This is a genomic window from Actinoallomurus liliacearum (assembly GCF_039542035.1).
In the GTDB taxonomy this organism is placed as follows: domain Bacteria; phylum Actinomycetota; class Actinomycetes; order Streptosporangiales; family Streptosporangiaceae; genus Actinoallomurus; species Actinoallomurus liliacearum.
In genome coordinates this window covers 65,401-82,752 of the sequence record NZ_BAABHJ010000038.1, presented here as the reverse complement: position 1 = coordinate 82,752, position 17,352 = coordinate 65,401, and the positions used below count along the sequence as shown (strand labels likewise).

Genomic DNA, 17,352 nt, shown 5'->3' with positions numbered 1-17,352 from the left:
GTTCGCCCGTCATCGGGCGGATCGCGATGTCCGGTTCCGTGTGCGATCCGTGGCGGCCTGATCACGCGTGAGGTGTGTACGGTTGCCGCGAATCCACATTCTGGACATTTGGGCCGAAGTTGCCTCGGGGGAACGGGCAACGGCTCTGAGTAGGAGATGACCATGCGTGCTCTTACGATGGTGCCGCTGAAGGCGGGGTCGCTCCAGGTGAGCGAGGTTCCCGAGCCCACGCGGGGCGAGGGCGAACTCCTCGTCGAGGGGGTCGCCCTCGGCGTGTGCGGTACCGATCGAGAGATCGTCTCCGGCGATTACGGCTACGCGCCGCCCGGTGACGAACGCCTGATCATCGGGCACGAGTCGCTCGGCCGGGTCATGGAGGCGCCGGCGGGCGGCGACTTCCGTCCGGGGGACCTCGTCGTCGGCATCGTCCGGCGGCCCGACCCGGTGCCGTGCGGCGCCTGCGCGCACGGTGAGTTCGACATGTGCCGCAACGGCCGGTACACCGAGCGCGGGATCAAGCAACGGCACGGCTTCGGATCCGAGCGGTGGACGATCGAGACCGACTACGCGGTCCGCCTCGATCCGGCGCTGGGCGACCTCGGCGTCCTGCTGGAGCCGACGACCGTCGTGGCGAAGGCCTGGGACCACCTCGAGCGCATCGGCGCCCGGGCGTGGTTCGAACCCCGGCGGGTCCTGGTCGCCGGAGCGGGCCCGATCGGGCTGCTGGCCGCCCTGCTGGGCGCCCAGCGCGGGCTCGACGTCCACGTGCTCGACCGGGTCACCGGGGGAGTGAAGCCGAAGATCGTCGCGAATCTCGGCGGCACCTACCACACGGGCTCCGTCGCCGATGTCGCCGCGAAGACGCGGCCGGACATCGTCATCGAGGCCACCGGCGTCGCTCAGCTCGTCATGGAGGCGATCGCCGAGTCGGCGGCGAGCGTCGTGTGCCTGACCGGGGTCTCGCGCGCGGGCCATCGGACGGAGGTCGACGCCGGCGGGGTGAACCGGCAGATCGTCCTGTCCAACGCCGCCGTCTTCGGCTCGGTCAACGCCAACCACCGCCACTACCGGCTGGCCGCCGAGGCCCTCGGCCGGGCGGACCGGTCGTGGCTCGCCCAACTCATCACCAACCGGCTGCCCCTCGACCGGGCGCCCGAGGCGCTCCGGGCCGGCGGCGACGACGACGTGAAAGTCGTCATCGACCTGTAGATCGGGATCAACATGACCATTCAAGCTCCCGTCACCCGACAGGAACACAACCTCGCGCACGTGGTCTTCATCAGCGCGGCCGCCGCTCTCGGCGGGTTCCTGTTCGGGTATGACAGCGCCGTCATCAACGGGGCCGTGGACGGTATCAAGGGCCACTTCCACGTCGGGGCCGGCGTCACCGGTCTCATCGTCTCGTCGGCTCTGCTGGGGTCGGCCCTCGGCGCGGCGGTGGCCGGCAAGCTCGCCGACCTGAGGGGACGCCTCATCGTCATGCGGCTGTCCGCTCTGCTGTTCGTGATCAGCGCCATCGGCTCGATGTTCCCGTTCGCCGACTGGGAGCTGGCCGCCTGGCGGATCGTGGGCGGCATCGCGATCGGGATGGCTTCGGTGGTCTCCCCGACCTACATCGCCGAGATCGCGCCGCCCGCCTACCGCGGGCGGCTGGCGTCCTTCCAGCAACTGGCGATCGTGCTCGGCATCGCCATCTCCCAGCTCGTCAACTTCGCGATCGCCTCGATGGCCGGCGGGGAGGTCCGGGGGCACCTGCTCGGTCTCGAGGCCTGGCAGTGGATGCTCGGCGTCGCGGCCCTGCCCGCCGTGATCTTCCTCGTGTTCGGGCTGATCATCCCCGAGTCGCCGCGCTACCTGATCGCCAGCAACCGGCTGAAGAAGGCCCGGCAGGTCCTCGCCGACGTCGAGGGCGAGGACATCGACCTGGACGCCAGGATCGGGGAGATCCAGGGGGTCCTGCGCTCGGAGCACAAGCCGTCACTGCGCGACCTGCGCGGGCCCGCGCTCGGCCTGCTGCCGATCGTCTGGATCGGCATCGCCCTGTCGGTCCTGCAGCAGTTCGTCGGCATCAACGTGATCTTCTACTACTCGGCGTCGCTGTGGCACTCGGTCGGCATCTCGCAGACCAACTCCCTGCTGATCAGCCTCTCCACCTCGATCATCAACATCATCGGCACGCTGATCGCGATCCTGTTCGTCGACAGGATCGGCCGTAAGCCGCTCGCCCTGATCGGCTCCGTCGGCATGACGATCTCCCTGGCGATCATGGCCTGGGCGTTCAGCGCCGCGCAGAAGACGGGCGGCACCGACGTCCACATCCCGCACTCGCACGGCCTCGTCGCGCTGGTGGCCGCGCACACGTACGTGCTGTTCTTCGCGCTGTCGTGGGGCGTGGTCGTCTGGGTGATGCTCGGGGAGATCTTCCCGAACCGGATCCGGGCCGCGGCCATGGCGGTGGCCGTCGCGGCCCAGTGGATCGCCAACTGGCTGGTCACCGTGACCTTCCCCAGCCTGTCCGAGTGGAGCCTGTCCGGGGCGTACGTCGGGTACTCGATCTTCGCCCTGCTGTCGGTGTTCTTCGTGGTCAGGTACCTGCACGAGACCAAGGGGAAGAAACTGGAAGAGATGGGCTGACGACCCGGAGGACCGACCGCCGAGGAGAAGGACCATGGCCCTGCCCACGGCCCGCCTGGGCACGACCGACATGCGGATCACGCGCGTCGGCTTCGGCGCCTGGGCGGCCGGGGGCTCCTGGGCGTACGGCTGGGGCCCGCAGGACGACGAGGAGTCGATCACCGCGATCCGGCACGCCGTCGACCAGGGCGTCAACTGGATCGACACGGCCGCGGTGTACGGGCTCGGGCACTCGGAGAAGATCGTCGCCATGGCGCTCCAGGGCGTCTCCGACCGGCCGTACGTCTTCACCAAGTGCGGGATGACCTGGGACGACTACGGGAACGTGTTCCGCGTCGCCACTCCCACGACGATCCGCCGTGAGGTGGAGGAGTCGCTGCGGCGGCTCCAGGCCGAGCGCATCGACCTCTACCAGGTCCACCAGACGCCCGAGGACGGCACGCCGACCGCCATGTACTGGGAGACCATGGCGGAGCTGCGGCAGGAGGGGAAGGTCCGGGCGATCGGCCTGTCCAACCACAGCGCGCTGAGACTGGGACAGGCCGAGCAGATCGCGCACGTCGACACGCTGCAACCGGCCTTCTCCCTGATCGACCGGACCGCCGCGCCCGAGCTCGACTGGTGCACCCGGCACGGCACCGGAGTGATCGTCTACTCGCCGATGCAGTCCGGCCTGCTCACCGGCGCGTTCTCCCGGGAGCGGGTCGCCGCGCTCGCCGAGGACGACTGGCGGCGCCGCTCCCCGGACTTCACCATCGGCCTCGACGCGAACCTGGCGCTGGCCGACGCGCTGCGGCCGGTCGCCGAGCGGCACGGCGTGTCCCCGGCGGCGGTGGCGGTCGCGTGGACGCTGACGTGGCCGGGTGTGACCGGCGCGATCGTCGGCGCCCGCCGCCCCGGCCAGGTCGACGGCTGGCTCCCCGCCGCGGCCCTGGAACTGACCCGGGAGGACCTGGAGGAGATCACCGCCGCCATGGAGCGCACCTGCGCCGGCCGCGGCCCCTTGCGACCCCGCTGACGGTCAGGCGAGCTCCACGACCGCCTCCACCTCGACGGGCACCGCGAACGGAAGGGCGCAGACGCCGATCGCGGACCGGGCGTGGCGCCCGGCGTCGCCCCACAGGTCGTAGATCAGGTCGCTGAAACCGTTCACGACGGCGGGCGTCTGCTCGAAGCCCGGGACGCAGTTCACGTACCCGGTGACCTTGATCCATCGCCGGACGCGCGTCAGCTCGCCGAACTCTCGCTTGAGCGACGCGAGTGCCGCGAGCGCGCACTGACGGGCCGCCGCCCGGCCCTCTTCGACGGTGAGGTCCGCGCCGACCTTTCCGCGGGCGAGCCGCCGCGGGCCGTTGGCCGGGCCATGCCCCGACAGGTACGCCAGGGAGCCCACGGCCGTGACGAACTCCAACCGCAGGGCGACGCCGGGAGGAGCGGCGATGGGGGCGGGGAGCGTCTCCCCGAGTTCGGAGAGGCGTTCTTCGATCAGATCCACGCCGGGCAATGTAGCGGAATGAAACGGCATTCCGAAAGATCTTTATCTTCGAAACGTCATTCCGTATTCTCCGCCCATGAGGTCAAGCAACGACGGCGACGAGCAACCGGTCCAGGCGGTCGCCCACGCTCTCGACGTCCTCGAGCTCCTCGCGGCGCAGGGACCCCGGTCACTCGGCCGCGTCGCCGACGCGTGCGGGCGGTCGAAGGCGACCACACATCGGCTGCTCGCCACCCTGGTGGCGCGGGGCTACGCCGAGCAGGACCCCGAGACGGGCCTGTACCGTGCGGGTCTGCGCTGCGTGGAGCTCGGCATGAGCGTCCTGGCGGGAGTGCGGCTCGGCGACGTCGCCCGGCCGTACCTGGAGGAGCTGAACACGGTCACCGGCGAGGTCGTCCACCTGTGCGTGTACGACCGGGGTGAGGTCGTCTACCTCGCCAAGCTGGACTCCCGGCTGCCCGTCGCGCCGCAGTCCCGGGTGGGAGCCCGCGCCCCGGCGCACTGTGTGGCGCCCGGGCGGGCCCTCCTCGCCTACCAGCCGCCCGCCGAGATGGCGCGCGTGGGCGAGGCCGGACTGCGGCGCTACACCGAGAACACGATCACCGAGCCCGAGCGGCTGGCCGAGGAGCTGACGCGCGTGCGCGAGCGGGGATACGCGATCAACGAGTCGTCGTGGCGTCCCGGCGTGTGCGGCGTCGGCGCCGTCATCCGCGACTACACCGGAACGCCCGTCGCCGCGGTCGGCTGCTGCGTGCCCGAAGCCCGCTTCGGCCCCGCGCGCCGGCGCGAGCTGGCCGCGGCCGTCACGGCCGCCGCCGCCCGGATCTCGGCCGGTCTCGGGCACGCCGAGGCGGTGACCGGATGACCGCCCGCCCCTTCGCCGAGGTGATCGGCCCGGGTTCCGAACAGGAGCCGGTCCTGCTGCTGCACAGCCTCGGGCTCGACCACACGATGTGGCATCCCTGTGCGCCGTTCCTGGCCGCCGACCGGCGCCTGCTCCTCGCCGACCTGCCCGGCCACGGCCGATCCCCGGCCGGGGCCGAGCTCGCCGCGCTGCTCGACGACGCCGGCGCCGCGACCAGCGCGCGTCCGGGCTCGTTCGGGAGTCGACCGGACCACGGTCGCGCGAGGTTCTGGCCGGTACCCCGCTGAAGGCGTACACGACCGCCGCCCACCGCTGTTTCGGCACCGACCTGCGCCCGCTCCTGCCCGAGGTCCGCTGCCCGGTCCTGCTCCTCGTCGGAGAGCACGACACGAGGACGCCCCGCTCCCACGCCGAGCGCATCGCCGCCGGCCTCGCCCACGCGGACATCCAGGAGATCCCCGGCGCCGGCCACCTCGCCAACGTCGACGCCCCACGGCGCTTCACCACGGCACTCCAGGCGTTCTGGTCGGCGATGTCAGGCTGATCACTGGCGGTCACTGCGCGTAGAGCACAGCGGACGCCAGTGATCACCGGTTCAGAACTTCGTGAAGTGGTGGAAGCACTCGTAATCGGCGTCTCTTCCGGCGAAGGCCTCGACGTCGGCGCGCTTGACGGCCAGGTAGGCGGCGCCGCGCAACGGGCCGAGGGCCGTCATGAGCAGGTCGTCGGCCTCGAGGGCGTCGAGCGCCTCGCCGAGGGATGACGGCAGGCGTGGCGGGCGGTCGGCCTCGGGAAGGGTGTCGGGGTCCACGTCGACGGCCGCGCCAGGCTCGGTCTTACACCGGATGCCGTCCAGTCCGGCGCGGATGACCGCCCCGAGCGACAGGTACGGGTTGGCGGACGAGTCCGACGGCTTGAGCTCCAGGTTGGTGCTCTCCTCGGCCGCGTCGCGCATCGGCGAGCAGATCCGCACCGCGGCCTCGCGGTTGTCCGAGCCGTAGCAGGCGTACGCGCTCGCCCACGACCGGGGCACGAGGCGGCGGAAACCGTTGACGGTGCCGGAGGTGAGCGCCGTCAGCGCGGGCAGGTGCGCCAGGAGGCCGCCGATGAACCAGCGGCCCTCGTTCGACAGCCCGTACGCGCCCGCCGGGTCGTGGAAGACGTTGCGGTCGCCGGACCACAGCGACAGGTGCAGGTGGCAGCCGTTGCCCGCCTGGCCGGCGATGGGCTTGGGCGCGAGCGAGGCCCACAGCCCCTGCCGCATCGCCACGGCCCGTACGGTCTCGCGGTAGAGCACGTGGTTGTCGGCGGCGCGCAGGGGCGGGGCAGGCCGGATGGACATCTCCTGCTGCCCGTGCCCGAGTTCGGGGTGGTAGTGCTCCACGCGCATGCCCTGGGCCTCCAGGGCGTGCAGCAGTTCGACCGCGAAGTCGTGCGCGGCGTGGAAGCCCGTGGCGGAGTAGCAGAGGCTGTCGTCGATCGGGACGAGCCGGTCCGGGCCCTGGTCGGTCGGCGTCCGGCGGCCCAGCGTGAACTCCGGCTCGAACGCCGCGAGGACGGAGTAGCCGACGTCCGCGAGCTCGGCGACGGCCTGTTTGAGGAAGGTGCGCGGGCACGCCGCCCACGGCCGGCCGTCGGGCTGGACGAGGTCCGACAGCATCACGGCGGCGCCGGGCGCGTACGGGAGCGGCGTGAAGGTCGAGGGGTCGGCCAGGATGCGGACCTCGCCGACGGGGCCCATGCCCTCGACCGGCTGCAGCGTGTCGAGCATGGTCATCGCCATCATGGCGACCGTGTGGCCGATGCCCGTGTGGAGCCGCTCGGCGACCCGCGGCCCGGCCACGGACTTGCCGCGGATGATGCCGCCGTGGTCGGCGTAGAGGAACCGGACGAGGTCGATGCGGCCGGTTTCGACCCGTTCCGCCACGTGCGCGGCCACCTGGTCGTCCCGCCTTCTGCTGGCGCCCATGTCTATGGCGTAACACGGGCCGTCCCACTAGGCCAGAGGCGCGCCGATGTACCGCTGGACCGTCGGGGCGAGGTAGGCGACGAGCGTCTCGGCATCGAGGGCGACCATGGGCGGCAGCCGCAGGATGTAACGGCACAGCGCGACGCCCAGGACCTGGCCGGCGACGAGGGCGGCCCGGGTGGGGCCGTCCTCGACGGACGGGCCGAGTGCCGTCGCGACCTGGGTGGCGAAGATCATGCGCATGCGCTCGGCGGCGCTCTCGTTCGTGACCGCGGACCGCAGGAGGACGGTCAGCACCTCACCGGGCCCAGGACCCTCCCACAGCGCCAGGAAGTGCCGCACGAAGACCTCTCCGACCCGGTCGGGGGGCAGGGCGGCCAGGTCCGGAAGCCGCAGGTCCACGTCGACCGCGGCGGCGAACAGACCCTCCTTGGACCCGTAGTAGCGGATGACCATCGAGGGATCGATGTCCGCGTCGGCGGCGATGGCGCGAACGGTCGCCCGCTCGTAGCCGTCGGCGGCGAAGCGGCGGCGGGCGGCGGCGAGGATCGCGGCCCGGGTCTCCTCGGAGCGAGCGGTGAAAGCCATGCCACCAAGTGTAGGCCAACGAGTGTTGGCAAACGCCGTGTCGCGGGTTACTCTTCTGCCAACGTCCGTTGGCCATCATCTGTTGACTTCTCGGAGGTCACCATGCCGAAGCTTCCCGACACCGTCGAGGTCGCCGTCGTCGGCGCCGGCCCCACCGGCCTGGCCCTGGCCGCGTCACTGGTCGACCGGGGGAAGGACGCCGTGCTGCTGGACAAGGCGGCCGAGGGGGCTAACACCTCCCGCGCCGCCGTGGTGCACGCCCGGACCCTCGAGGTCCTCGAGCCGCTGAAGGTCGCCGGCGAGCTCGTCGAGCGCGGAGTGATCGTCCCGACGTTCACGGTCCGGGACCGGGACCGGACGCTCATGAGAGTCGACTTCGGCGGGCTGCCCACCGCGCACCCCTACACGCTCATGGTCCCGCAGAGCACCACCGAGGAGGTCCTGCTCCGCCGCCTGCGGGCGCTCGGCGGCGAGGTCCACCGGGGCCGGGAGGTGACCGCGGTGACGGGCGACGCCGACGGCGCCACCATTCGGCTGGCCGACGGGGCGACGGTCCGGGCGCGCCACGTCGTCGGCGCGGACGGCATGCACAGCGTCGTCCGCGAGCAGGCCGGCATCGGCTTCACGGGCGACGCCTACCCGCAGTCGTTCGTCCTCGCCGACGTCCACCTCGAGTGGGGCCTGCCGGACGACGAGGTCCAGCTGTTCTTCTCCCCGGACGGGCTGGTCGTCGTCGCGCCGCTGCCGGGGGGCCGGCACCGGGTCGTCGCGACCGTCGACGACGCCCCCGAGCACCCGGACGCCGCCGACGTGCGCGACCTGCTCGGCGCCCGGGGCCCGCGTGCCACCCCGGCGCGTGTCCACGACGTCGTGTGGAGCTCGCGGTTCCGGGTGCACCACCGGATCGCCGACCACTACCGGGCCGGACGGATCTTCCTCGCCGGCGACGCCGCCCACGTGCACAGCCCGGCCGGCGGCCAGGGGATGAACACCGGCATCCAGGACGCGGTGGACCTGGCCCGCCGGCTCGCCGACGGCGCCGAGGACGGCTACGAGGAGGCGCGGCGCCCGGTGGCCGCCGGCGTCGTGGCGATGACCGACCGGATGACCCGCGCCGCCACCGCCGGCGGGCCCGCCGCCCGCGCCGTGCGCAACACCCTCCTGACGGTGGCCGGCCACAACGCGGCGGTGCGGCGCGGGCTGGCGATGCGGCTGTCCGAGCTCGCGGTGGACCGCTGAGCGCGCCCTGCCGCCTCGAGGCGATGGAACCGGAGCCGCGGCTCGGTTCGGCCGGCCGGACAGGCATTCGATGGAATCGGAGCCGCGGCTCAGTTCAGGGAGCCGGACAGGCGTTCGCCGGCCGCGGCGCGGACGGCGGGCTCCTCGGCGTCCTCGTGGCGGAGCCGGCGCAGCCGGGCCCGGGTCGCGCCGTCGAGGGGCACCGCCTCGGCGGCGATGCGGCGCGCCCCGCCCTCACAGTCCCACAGGGCCTCCACCAGGTACGGCTCCGCGACGTGCGAGTCGATCCTGGTGAGCGCGCCGAGCAGGTTGGCGCGCAGCTGGGACGAGGCACTCTCCTCCCAGCCGTACAGCAGCAGCGGGATCGCGGGCCGTGCGCGCAGGCGGCCGAGCCCGTCGGCGGGCACCGCGGCCAGGTCCCAGTCCTCCTCGTCCAGGGCGTCCTCGAGGGACTCGAGGAGCGGCGGGGCGTCGGACTCCGTCCCGTGCGCGGCCAGCACGTCGATGCCGACGTCCTGGTAGGACCGTCGCTCGGCGGTCCACAGCCGGGCGCGGCCCAGCGCGGCGGGGCCCAGGTCGCGTACGGCCCGGCACAGGGGGCCGTCGTGGGCGCCGCCCGGCAGGAGCTCCTCGGCCAGGTCGAGGACCAGGGCACTGCGGCGGCGGCCGAGTTCGAGGATGGCGGCGGTGGTGGCGGTGTCGTCCGCGCGGACGAGGGCCGCCAGGTCGGCGTCGGAGCGGCCGGTGAGCGAGGGTCTCGGCTCGTGCGGGCGGGGCTCGGGTCTGCGGGCGGCGGCGATCCGGGGTTGGCGGCGGGCCCACATCCGCGTCACCGCGCCGTCCACTCCGCACAGCCACGCGAGGGAGCGGTCGTCGCAGCGGGCGGCCGCGACCTCGTCGAGCCCTTCCGCCAGGGCGGGGTCGTCGAGCTCCACCAGAGCCTGCAGGGCGGTGTACCAGTTCGCGCCCTCGGCGGCGTACCGGCGCAGCGGCACGGCGGCCTCGCGCCGGCCGAGGCGGACGAGCTGGGACAGGACGTCGAGCGCCAGGTTGGTGCGGTCGGGCTCGGCGTCCAACGGATCAATGGGATCGAATATGTGTTCGGCTAGGGGGCCGGTCTCCAGCTCCAGGTCGAGGATCAGTCGGGCGTAATAAAGGCCGCGGGCCTCGAGGGTGTCCCATCGAGGGTCGCGGCTCACGCAGTCGTAGATCAGTTCGCGCGCGCCGGGCAGGCCGGCGGCACGGCGCGCGGCGCAGCCACGGCCGCGCTGCAGGCGGCCGTGCAGTGACTCCGCCGGGTGAATGACGATGGGTTCCACCGCTGCAGGATGCGCACTCGACCACAAACCGGGCAAGCCAATTACGGAAGCAATGTCGCGCCCGCTCGCTTCAGGATACGGATCACCGGCGCGGTCTCCACGTCGCGGACGCCCTCCAGCGAACCGACCTGCTCGGTCAGGTACCGGTAGAGGTGGTTCGGGTCCCGGCACGAGACGGCGACCAACAGGTTGGTCGGGCCGGTGGTGGCCGCCGCGAACGCGACCTCGGGGTGCCCGGCCATGGCCTCGCCGACGGCGACCAGCTTCGACGGCTGGACCGACACCCACAGCCGCGCCTCGACGTGGTGGCCGAAGACCTCCGACGGCACGTCGATGTCGTAGAACAGCACGCCGGCGCGGCGGAGCTGGTCCATGCGCCGCCGGACCGTGGACTCCGACCACCCGGTGACGGCGGCCAGCTCGGCGTGGCCGGTGCGCCCGTCGACGGACAGCGCGCCCAGCAGCGCGTAGTCGGCCTCGCTCAGATCCACCGGCTCGTCGTCCGGCACGGGCAGGTCCGGTCGCAGGCGCTCGGCCTGCTCCGGCGAGAGCGACCGCATGCGCGCCCAGCCGATCGACCCGCCGACGAACAAATGGAGGATCGCGTGGGCGGTGACCGACGACACCCGGCTTGTGCGCGGCAGCTTCTGCAGCAGCAGGTCGTCGCGTTCCTCCAGCGTGCGGGTCCGCGTGCCGCAGGTGATCTCGGTTCCGCCGGAGAGCAGGTGGACCCAGTACGTGTCCGGGCGGCGGGCGAGCGCGGTGGCGACCGCGCCGGCCACGTCGGGAGTGGCCCGGAGCCGGATGGCCCAGGAGACCAGGCCGACGCGGCCGCCGTCGATGGCCCCGACGACGCGCAGCGTCCCCGCCGTACGGAGCCGCCGGTATCGGCGGGCGATCGTCTGGTCGGAGACCCCGAGCACCTCGGCGATCTTGCTGAACGGGGCCCGGCCGTCGATCTGCAGCGCGTGGACGAGATCGCGGTCCAGCGCGTCGAGTGTGCGGGATTCCACCGCAGAAGAGTAGCCCGTGTCGATAAACGCCGATCGCCGGCTCCTGGCTGGAGAGTTCCGTCCCTCCCGGCGAAGGTGGAGTCCTCACCATGAAACCGGAAGGAATCCCCTCATGCGTAAATGGTGGCCGCTCGTCGCGGTCTGTCTCGGAGCCTTCATGCTGCTCGTGGACGTCACGATCGTGACGGTCGCGCTCCCCGGCATGGCCAAGAGCCTCGACGCGTCGTTCTCGGCGCTGCAGTGGGTGCTGGACATCTACGCGCTGGCCCTGGCCGCGCTCCTGCTGGGCGCCGGCTCGGTCGCGGACCTGTTCGGGGCGCGCCGGGTCTACCTCGTGGGCCTGGTGCTGTTCGCCGCCGCCTCCCTCGCCTGCGGGCTGGCGTCGAACGCGGCGACCCTCATCGCCGCGCGCGGCGTGCAGGGCGTGGGCGGCGCGGCCATGTTCACGACGACCCTCGCCCTCCTGAACAGCACCTACCAGGGCCGGGACCGGGGTGTCGCGTTCGGCGTGTGGGGCGCCGTCAACGGTTTGGCGGCGGCCGGCGGCCCGATCCTCGGCGGCCTGCTCACCCAGCACGTGAACTGGCGGTCCATCTTCCTGGTCAACCTGCCGATCACCGTCGTCACGATCGTGCTCACGCTCGCCGTCGTCAAGGAGTCCCGGCGCGCCGGCCAGGCGCGGATCGACCTGCCGGGGATGGCGTCCTTCACCGCCTGCGCCGGCACGCTCACCTACGGGCTCATCCGGGCGGGCGACGACGGCTTCACCGCCACCACGCCGCTCACGATGTTCGCCCTGGCCGCCGTCACCCTGGCCGTCTTCGTCGTGGTGGAGACGCGGACCCGGCACCCGCTGCTCGATCTCGGCCTGTTCCGCAACCGGTCGTTCGTCGCCGTGCTGGTCGGTGGTGCCCTCATGATGGCCTCGGCGTTCGCCTGTCTCGCCTTCACCTCCCTGTGGCTGCAGGGCGCCCTGGGCCTCGGGCCGGTACGGGCCGGGGCCGCCCTCATCCCGCTCGCCCTGGCGTCCTTCGTGGTCTCCGCCGCCGGGGCGCGGCTCCTGCACGGCGTCTCGCCCCGGCTGAGCATCGGGATCGGGCTGCTGCTGATCGGCATCGGTTCGGGCCTGCAGGCGGTCCTGGACGCCGGGTCCTCCTCGACTGCGATCATGCCGGGACTGATCGTCGGCGGCGTGGGCGTCGGACTGGCGATCCCCGTGCTGTCGGCGGCGGTGATGAGCGCGGTCCCGCCCGAGCGCGGCGGGATGGCCGGCGGCGCCCTGAACACGTTCCGGCAGCTCGGTTACGCCCTCGGCATCGCCGTGCTCGGCATTGTCTTCCGCGGCCGGATCGAGCACCTGCTGACCGGGCACGTGGCCGACCCGCACGCGATGGCCGGCGCGGCGAGCGGTGGACAGGCCCCCCGGCTGCCGATCGTCCGCGCGGCCGTCGCCTCCGGGCTGAACGAGGTCTACGCCGTCTCGGCGGGGCTGGGCATCGCCGCGGGGATCATCGTGCTCGCGCTCGTGCGGTCGCCGCGGCGGACCGTACGGCCGCAGCCGCAGCGGGAGAAGGCCGCGGCCTGACCGGACCACCGGCGCGAAGAGGCCGCGGCCGGTCCCCGTTGGGAGAAGGCCGCGGCCTGACCGGAGCCCCGGCGAAAGAGGGCCGTGGCAGGACCGGAGTCCCAGGGGGACGGCGCCGTGGCCGGACCCGATCCGGCGGGTGCGGTCACAGGCGCCAGCGGCCCTGGTTCAGGACGTTGATCGCCTCGGCCTCGCCCGTCAGCTCGACCCGCGCGGCGTCCTTGCGGCCCAGGGCCCACAGCGTCAGCTCGCTCGGCTCACCGTGCACCCGGACCAGCCGGCCGCCCTTGGTGACGCGCTGGGTACGGCCGTCCGGATCCACGAAGGTGACCTCCACGGGCAGCCGCCGCAGGACGAACCGGGCCATCCGCAGCCGCCGCCACAACTGCTCCTCGAAGGCCGCGGGCAGCTCGCGCGGTTCCCAGCCCTCCCCGGCGCGGCGCACGTCCTCGTGGTGCACGAAGTACTCGGTGGTGTTCGCCGCGGCGTCGACCGCGCCGAGCGCGAACGGCGACCAGGCCGGCGGCCCGGCCCGGAAGCGCGCCACGAGGTCGGCGTACGGCGTGGCGTCGCGGATCCCGAGACGTACCTTCTCGGTATAGCCCGCCAGCAGCGGGATCATGATGCCCGGCGCGGCGTCGGGCCGGTGCTCCCGGACGACGAGGTGGGCGGCCAGGTCCGCGGCGGTCCAGCCCTGGCAGAGGGTGGGTGCCTCGGGACCGGCGTCGATCAGCGCGTCACTGAGGGCGTGGCGCTCGGCGCGCGCCCAGTTCTCGTTCGCCATCCAGCGATCGTAGGCCCGCCCTTCCCGGCATGGAATAACCCGGCGCCCCCGCGTGATAGGGATTATCGGCCCCACAATCTGCCACGAGAGGGGACTTTGTGTCACAAAAAGTGACATCGGACATCCTAAAAAAGGGCGCGGCCGTCCTCTGGGTCGCCGCCCGGGCCGAGCCGCGTCTCCTCACGGCCGCCGTGCTCAGCAGCGGGCTGTACGCGGCGATGACCGTGGGCAGCGCCTGGGTCCTCGGCCGGGTCACCCAGGACGTCGTCCTGCCGGCCTTCCGCGACGGCCGCACCACCACGGGCGCGCTCGTCCTCGGCAGCCTGGCGATCGTCGGCGTGGCCCTGCTGAAGGCGCTCGGCGTCGCGGGACGGCGCCTGTACGCCGGGATGGTGCAGTACAACATGCAGGCGGCCTACCGGCGCGCGGTCACCCGCCAGTACCTCCGGCTGCCCCTGGCCTGGCACCAGAGACACCCCACCGGCCGGCTCCTGTCGAACGCCAACGCCGACGTCGAGGCCGCCTGGGCCCCCCTCGCCCCGCTGCCCATGGCGCTCGGGGTCGTGCTGATGCTGATCATCGCCGCGATCGCGATCCTCACCACCGACCTGGTCGTTGCGATCGTCGGCTTCCTCGTCTTCCCGGCGATCGCCGGCCTGAACGTGATCTACCAGCGGCGGCTGGCCCCCGTCGCCGCGCACGCGCAGCGCCTGCGGGCGGGCGTCAGCGAGGTCGCGCACGAGAGCTTCGAAGGCGCGCTGGTCGTCAAGACCCTCGGCCGGGAGGCGGACGAGACCGAGCGCTTCGCCGCCGTCGCGGCGGAGCTGCGCGACGCGAACGTGGCGGTCGGCCGCATCCGCGGGTTGTTCGACCCCGTCCTGGAGGCCCTGCCGAACCTCGGCGTGCTCGCCGTCCTGCTCGTCGGGTCGATCCGGTTGCGGTCCGGCGCGATGTCGCCCGGCGACCTGGTGCACGTCGCGTACCTGTTCACCCTGCTGGCCTTCCCGATCCGCGCGCTGGGCTGGGTCCTGGCCGAGGTGCCGCGCAGCGTCGTCGGCTGGGAACGCGTGCAGGACGTCCTGCACGCCACCGGCTCCCTCCCGTACGGCGACCGGTCCGTCGACACGGCGGGCCCCGCGCGCCTGGAGGCGCGCGACGTGCGGTTCGGCTACACCGACGACGACGTCCTGCACGACGTCTCCTTCGCCGCCGAGCCCGGCCGTACGATCGCGGTCGTCGGCCCCACCGGATCCGGCAAGTCCACGCTCACGAACCTGCTCGTCCGCCTCGTCGACCCGGCCGGCGGGCAGGTCCTGCTCGACGGCGTCGACGCGCGGGACGTCGAGCGGCACGGCCTGTCGGCGACGACGGCGCTCGTGCCGCAACAGGCGTTCCTGTTCGACGACACCGTGCGCGGCAACGTGACACTCGGCCTGGACGTGTCGGACGACGACGTGTGGGAGGCGATCCGGCTGGCCCAGGCCGACGGGTTCGTCTCCGCGCTCGCCGACGGCCTGGACACCCACGTGGGGGAGCGCGGCACCACGCTGTCCGGCGGGCAGCGGCAGCGGCTCGCGCTGGCCCGCGCCCTGGTCCGGCGCCCGCGGCTGCTCGTGCTCGACGACGCGACCTCCAGCGTCGACCCCCAGGTGGAGGCCCGCATCCTCGACGGGCTGCGCGACTCCGCCGCCACCGTCGTGGTCGTGGCCTACCGGAAGGCGACCATCGAGCTGGCCGACGACGTCGTCTACATCGAACGCGGCCGCGTCGTCGCCCAGGGCCCCCACAAGGAACTGCTGGAACGGTCCGCCGGATACCGGGATCTCGTCACGGCCTACGAGCGCGCCGCCGACGAAGCCGTACCGGACGAAGCCGTGCCGGACGAGGACGAAGAGAACGAGGAGGCGGTCGCATGACGGCCCTCGAGAGCCGCCCGGCGTCCGGGCTCGCCACCCTGCGCCAGGGGCTGCGGCTCACCCCGGAGTTCCGGCGCGGCATCGTCGGCACACTGCTGCTGGCGCTGGTGGCCACCGTCGGGCGGATCGTCGTCCCGGTGGCCGTGCAGCAGACGCTCGACCGGGGCCTGCGCGCCCACGGCGGGCCCGACATCGCCTTCATCCGCACCGCGGTCCTCATGTGCGCCGCCGCCGTCGTCCTGACGGCCGTCGCGGCGTACCTGATGAACGTCCGTCTGTACCGCACCAGCGAGAGCGGCCTGGCGGCACTGCGCGTCCGCGCCTTCCGGCACGTGCACGACCTGTCGATGCTGACCCAGAGCGGCGAGCGGCGCGGGTCGCTGGTCTCCCGCGTCACCAGCGACGTCGACCAGATGAGCCAGTTCATGCAGTACGGCGGCCTGATGATCATCATCGCGGGCGGCCAGCTCGTCGTGGCGACCGTGCTCATGGCCGTCTATTCCTGGCCGCTCACGCTGCTCGTCTGGGTCGTCTTCCTGCCGTTGACGTACGCGCTGCGCGTCTTCCAGCGCTGGCTGTCGAAGGCGTACGGCGCCGTGCGCGAGCGGGTCGGCGACATGCTGTCGGCGGTGGGCGAGTCGGTCGTCGGCGCGTCCGTGATCCGCGCGTACGGCGCCGAGGAGCGCACCGAGCGGCGGATCGACGAGTCCGTCGGCGCGTACCGCGACGCGCAGGTACGGGCGCAGAATCTCGTCGCCCTGACCTTCCCCTCGACCGAGCTGGCCTCGGCGATCGCCACCGCCGGCGTCGTCGTGGCCGGCACGGCGCTGGGGGTCGGGGGCCACCTCACCGCCGGGGAGCTGGTGGCGTTCCTGTTCCTCGTCACGCTGTTCGTCAGCCCCCTGCAGGTCGCCACCGAGGTCCTCAACGACGCCCAGAACGCCATCGCGGGCTGGCGGCGGGTGCTCGGCGTGCTGGACACGACGCCGGACGTCGCCGACCCCGGCCCGGCGGGGACCGTACTGCCCAGGGGCGCGATCGACGTGCGGTTCGAGGACGTGTCGTTCGCCTATCCGGGCGGGCCGACCGTGCTGCACGACGTGTCCGTGCGCATCGCCCCGGGCTCCCGGATCGCGGTCGTGGGGGAGACCGGCTCGGGCAAGACCACCTTCGCCAAGCTGCTCACCCGGATGATGGACCCGGCGTCGGGGCGGGTGCTGGTCGACGGAGTGCCGCTGACCGACGTGCGGTTCTCCTCGTTGCGGGAGCGGATCGTGATGGTCCCGCAGGACGGCTTCCTGTTCGACGCGTCCCTGGCCGACAACCTCCGGTTCGGGCGGCCCGAGGCGTCCGAGGAGGACATCCGCGGGGCGCTGGCCGAACTCGGCCTGGGCGACTGGCTGGCCGGCCTGCCCGAGGGGCTGGCGACCCCGGTCGGGCAGCGCGGCGAGTCGTTGTCGGCGGGGGAGCGGCAGCTCGTGGCGCTGGCCCGGGCGTACCTGGCCGACCCGGACCTGCTGGTGCTGGACGAGGCGACCTCCGCCGTCGACCCCGCCACCGAGGTGCGCCTGCAGCGGGCCATCGAGAGCGTCACCCGCGGCCGTACCGCCGTCTCGATCGCCCACCGGCTGTCCACCGCCGAGGCGGCCGACGAGGTCCTCGTCTTCGACCAGGGACATCTCGTCCAGCGTGGGCCGCACGCCGCGTTGGTGGCCGAATCCGGACGATATGCCGAGTTGTACGCGTCCTGGGCGGCACAGTTGAAGATTTGATTTGCCGGACTCCCGCGCCGTTCTCGCCGGTCGGAGGTGGGTTGCCGCGAGAACGGCGGGGAATATCGACGGTGGAAAACAGTCTTTCGCACCGGGGCGTGTGACAGAGCACCGAACTTGGTAAACTCAAACCGGTTGTTGTCGTAGTTCCACGTTCGTTTGCCAGACGCCCG

15 protein-coding genes are annotated in these 17,352 nt (G+C 72.8%); 9 read left to right on the top strand and 6 right to left on the bottom strand.

All coding sequences use genetic code 11. The features are described from left to right. Positions 1–162: 162 nt before the first annotated feature. Genes ABD978_RS37320 through ABD978_RS37310 form a run of 3 tightly spaced genes read left to right on the top strand, consistent with a single transcriptional unit; the run spans position 163 to position 3,652 of the window. A complete protein-coding gene (locus ABD978_RS37320) occupies positions 163–1,209 on the top strand; it encodes a glucose 1-dehydrogenase (protein WP_345365202.1) in 1,047 nt (348 codons plus the stop codon). A gap of 12 nt (positions 1,210–1,221) precedes the next feature. Next, entirely contained in the window at positions 1,222–2,634 is a 1,413-nt protein-coding gene (locus ABD978_RS37315; protein ID WP_345365200.1) for a sugar porter family MFS transporter, read from the top strand. 34 nt (positions 2,635–2,668) lie between these two features. After that, positions 2,669–3,652 carry an aldo/keto reductase gene (locus tag ABD978_RS37310; protein ID WP_345365198.1) on the top strand — a complete coding sequence of 328 codons (984 nt, stop codon included), beginning with the start codon at positions 2,669–2,671 and terminating at the stop codon, positions 3,650–3,652. Positions 3,653–3,655: 3 nt separating this feature from the next. Here the strand turns inward: ABD978_RS37310 and ABD978_RS37305 are convergent, their stop codons facing one another. Beyond that, positions 3,656–4,129, bottom strand: coding sequence for a RidA family protein (locus tag ABD978_RS37305; RefSeq protein ID WP_345365196.1), 474 nt, complete (start codon positions 4,127–4,129; stop codon positions 3,656–3,658). Between the two features lie 76 nt (positions 4,130–4,205). Here ABD978_RS37305 and ABD978_RS37300 point away from each other — a divergent pair, with 76 nt between their 5' ends. After that, positions 4,206–4,994 carry an IclR family transcriptional regulator gene (locus tag ABD978_RS37300; protein WP_345365194.1) on the top strand — a complete coding sequence of 263 codons (789 nt, stop codon included), beginning with the start codon at positions 4,206–4,208 and terminating at the stop codon, positions 4,992–4,994. A gap of 88 nt (positions 4,995–5,082) precedes the next feature. Further along, entirely contained in the window at positions 5,083–5,538 is a 456-nt protein-coding gene (locus ABD978_RS44100; protein WP_425550811.1) for an alpha/beta fold hydrolase, read from the top strand. 51 nt (positions 5,539–5,589) lie between these two features. Here ABD978_RS44100 and ABD978_RS37290 read toward each other — a convergent pair whose 3' ends face one another. Beyond that, positions 5,590–6,963 (bottom strand): glutamine synthetase family protein, encoded by a 1,374-nt coding sequence (locus tag ABD978_RS37290; protein WP_345365190.1) that lies wholly within the window; start codon positions 6,961–6,963, stop codon positions 5,590–5,592. A 27-nt stretch (positions 6,964–6,990) separates the two neighbouring features. Continuing rightward, the gene (locus ABD978_RS37285; protein WP_345365188.1) at positions 6,991–7,551 is read right to left on the bottom strand and encodes a TetR/AcrR family transcriptional regulator; all 561 of its coding nucleotides are present in this window, start codon (positions 7,549–7,551) and stop codon (positions 6,991–6,993) included. A 102-nt stretch (positions 7,552–7,653) separates the two neighbouring features. Here ABD978_RS37285 and ABD978_RS37280 point away from each other — a divergent pair, with 102 nt between their 5' ends. Continuing rightward, entirely contained in the window at positions 7,654–8,790 is a 1,137-nt protein-coding gene (locus tag ABD978_RS37280; RefSeq protein ID WP_345365186.1) for an FAD-dependent monooxygenase, read from the top strand. Positions 8,791–8,879: 89 nt separating this feature from the next. Here ABD978_RS37280 and ABD978_RS37275 read toward each other — a convergent pair whose 3' ends face one another. Together ABD978_RS37275 and ABD978_RS37270 are read right to left on the bottom strand one after the other, a co-directional pair. Further along, positions 8,880–10,109, bottom strand: a complete 1,230-nt coding sequence (locus ABD978_RS37275; protein WP_345365184.1) for a hypothetical protein — start codon at positions 10,107–10,109, stop codon at positions 8,880–8,882. A gap of 41 nt (positions 10,110–10,150) precedes the next feature. Further along, positions 10,151–11,122, bottom strand: a complete 972-nt coding sequence (locus ABD978_RS37270) for an Lrp/AsnC family transcriptional regulator (protein ID WP_345365182.1) — start codon at positions 11,120–11,122, stop codon at positions 10,151–10,153. Between the two features lie 112 nt (positions 11,123–11,234). Between ABD978_RS37270 and ABD978_RS37265 the strand changes: the two genes are divergently transcribed. Next, the gene (locus ABD978_RS37265; protein WP_345365180.1) at positions 11,235–12,707 is read left to right on the top strand and encodes an MFS transporter; all 1,473 of its coding nucleotides are present in this window, start codon (positions 11,235–11,237) and stop codon (positions 12,705–12,707) included. A gap of 145 nt (positions 12,708–12,852) precedes the next feature. Here ABD978_RS37265 and ABD978_RS37260 read toward each other — a convergent pair whose 3' ends face one another. Beyond that, positions 12,853–13,491 carry a TIGR03085 family metal-binding protein gene (locus ABD978_RS37260; protein WP_345365178.1) on the bottom strand — a complete coding sequence of 213 codons (639 nt, stop codon included), beginning with the start codon at positions 13,489–13,491 and terminating at the stop codon, positions 12,853–12,855. Positions 13,492–13,601: 110 nt separating this feature from the next. On the opposite strand from ABD978_RS37260, the gene ABD978_RS37255 reads away from it, so the two are divergent. Both ABD978_RS37255 and ABD978_RS37250 read left to right on the top strand, forming a co-directional pair. After that, a complete protein-coding gene (locus tag ABD978_RS37255; RefSeq protein WP_345365176.1) occupies positions 13,602–15,407 on the top strand; it encodes an ABC transporter ATP-binding protein in 1,806 nt (601 codons plus the stop codon). After that, on the top strand, positions 15,404–17,179 hold the full coding sequence (locus ABD978_RS37250; protein ID WP_345365174.1) for an ABC transporter ATP-binding protein: 1,776 nt from the start codon (positions 15,404–15,406) through the stop codon (positions 17,177–17,179). The genes ABD978_RS37255 and ABD978_RS37250 overlap by 4 nt, the downstream gene beginning before the upstream one ends. Positions 17,180–17,352 lie beyond the last annotated feature (173 nt).